The 2,502-nt window shown below is 26.9% G+C and carries 4 protein-coding genes; all 4 read left to right on the forward strand.

Features of this window, described 5'->3' with window-relative positions; translation table 11 throughout:
* Positions 1-759 (forward strand): hypothetical protein (locus tag EII29_RS12230; protein WP_158612530.1); only part of this gene is annotated, 759 nt, incomplete at its 5' end.
* On the forward strand, positions 747-1,277 hold the full coding sequence (locus EII29_RS11140) for a hypothetical protein (RefSeq protein WP_125237580.1): 531 nt from the start codon (positions 747-749) through the stop codon (positions 1,275-1,277). The genes EII29_RS12230 and EII29_RS11140, both read left to right, overlap by 13 nt.
* Positions 1,278-1,290: 13 nt before the next feature.
* Positions 1,291-1,926, forward strand: a complete 636-nt coding sequence (locus EII29_RS11145; protein ID WP_125237581.1) for a hypothetical protein — start codon at positions 1,291-1,293, stop codon at positions 1,924-1,926.
* Positions 1,923-2,330: a hypothetical protein gene (locus EII29_RS11150; RefSeq protein WP_125237582.1), complete on the forward strand. Its 408-nt coding sequence runs from the start codon at positions 1,923-1,925 to the stop codon at positions 2,328-2,330. The genes EII29_RS11145 and EII29_RS11150 overlap by 4 nt, the downstream gene beginning before the upstream one ends.
* Positions 2,331-2,502 lie beyond the last annotated feature (172 nt).

Here is a 2,502-nt window from a genome sequence, read left to right on the forward strand (position 1 = left end):
GATTCAGAAGATTATGCAAGTTTTTATGGAAGACAGTTTGAGAGATATTACAATAGACAGTTTGGAGAAAATGATGTAAAGTTCATAACAGAAAGACTGAAGTATACAAAAGAACAGCTCGGTAGTGATTGGGAAGATGATGCACTAAAATTTAAAATAAATGGAAATATAACAGTGGGAGGATTTACACCTGATATATCAGGTTCAATTAGTTTTATTAGAAATCCGTATAATTCAAAAATATACATTGTTGTAGATATTAAAGGAGATGTAAAGTTTGAAACAAAACTTGCAGGTACGAGTCTTAATGTAACGGGAGAATACTATCCAGGAGTTGTGGTACCTAAAGAATTGAGAGAAAAAAGAGATAGTTTATCACTACCTTATTTAAATAAAGCTTTAACAATAGCTTTGCAAACAGGATTAAATAATCCGTATGCAAAAGCTTCTACTTCTATATTGATAGGTAAAGGTGGAGCTAAGACAGCAGGAGTTGAAATTAAAGGTGGACTTGGTATATATGTAGGTAACGAAAATCCTGAGTTTATGAAAAAAATTGGATTTGATTTAAATAAAGAATTAAAAAAAATAGTTTTGGATAATATAAAAACTAAAATAAAAAAGGAAACACAATTATCTAATATTGTAAAAACATATAAAAAAGACGTTGAATTTAGTAAAAGTTACGTTATAGAAATAAATAATAAAACAGCGGCTGAATTATTTAATCCATCTAAAGGATGGAGGTGGATGTTTTAATTATGATGTTGGAAGATAGTGAAAAAGATGAATATTTAGAAGAAAAAAGACGAAAAAGAGGGAAAATATTGACAGTCAGTTTTATTATAATTTGGTTAGTTTCTTTTATAACAATTTTTTTAATAGTTGCGTTAAATGGTGGATTTCAAAATGGAGCAAAAATTAATAGGATAGGATCTGAAATTATTTATTCGGATGAAATATTTATAAATAATAAACAACTATCTTTGAAAGAAAAAAATAAATTTTTAAGTATTATAAGTGAAAATTATAAATATGAAACAGTTTTCATACACAAATTTAAACAGGAGGATACTATAAATAATGTTGTATTAAATGTAATATTTAAAAAGAAAGGGAAGGAAAAGGAAATAAAAATATATAATGACTTTAATTGTGTTGATACAAATTATTGTCCTGATTATATATTAGAAACTGAGTATGAAGGGGAAAAAGTGTATCTATCAATAGGAAAAGATAAAGAACTGACAGAAATATTAGAAAAATATACAAAATAAATAAACAAAAAGAATGTTATTTAATAATATCATAAGTAGTGGAATAAATATTTTTGGAATTATTGGAAATTTACCTTCATATGTAGGACCTAAATTCAGTATAGGTCCGGGATTTCAAGGTGGAGTTGGAGCAGGATTTTATGTTGTAAATACAGGTAATGGAGTAGATTTAGGAATTGGTATTTCGGGCTCACTTGGATTTGCTTCTGGAATTTCCATTAGTGGAGGAGGAGATATTATTTATTTTCCATTTGCTAAAAATAAAAATGATTTATTGAGTAGTTATTTTATTTTTAATTTATCTGTTGGAGGAACCATTGGAATTGGAGGTTCGGCTGGAGCTACTATGATGATCCCTATAAGAAAAAATGGAGATTTAGATTTCAATAATAAAGGTATTGGTATTGGTCTTAGTGGAGAAGTTACAGCAGGACTGACAACTCCAGGAGTTGGGGGTAGTGCGACTTTTTCTACTGGTGTTGCTTTTTGGAAAAGTATTAGGAATAAAGATACTTCTAAATATTTAAATACTTTGAATGAGTATAAAAAAAGATATGGATTTAATGATACTACTGAAAAACTTGATAAATACATAAAAGAGAACAAATCTAAAATAGAAAGAGAATATAATAGGAGTGGAAAAAAATGACAGAAATAACTATAAAAAATAAATATTTCTTAGGCCATTATGACTATATTACAGTTTGGGCAGCTGATGAAGAATATCATTTAAAATATAATTCGGAAATTACTTTTTTTACATCAGAAAAAGAAGAAAAAATTACAATTTCATTATTTTTCTTTAAGAAAGGAAAAATGATTATAGAGTGTTCAGAGAAAAGTGAGATATTTATAGAACTAAAGTCAGATGTAAAAAAAACTCTTATATTAAATTTATTAAATTTATTTATAAGTGTTATGGCTATGTTAGTTATTCCTAGTATCTACGGAATTAATATCCAAACTATACTTGTTATTATTATTTCAGTATTTTTTATATTTTTTTATAATATGATTTTTGCAGTGGAGACTATAAAATTAATAGAAAAATAATACTGAGGAAAGCTTTTAGTTAAGGAATAGTAATAATAGCAGATAATATAGGAGATTATGCAAAGGCAATAGGGGTACTTTCAGAAGAGGGAAGACATTTATATCATAGAAGAGAAAACGGTTTAAAGGATTCAGAAGATTATGCAAGTTTTTATGGAAGACAGTTTGAGAG

The sequence above is a fragment of the Leptotrichia sp. OH3620_COT-345 genome (assembly GCF_003932895.1).
Taxonomy (GTDB): domain Bacteria; phylum Fusobacteriota; class Fusobacteriia; order Fusobacteriales; family Leptotrichiaceae; genus Pseudoleptotrichia.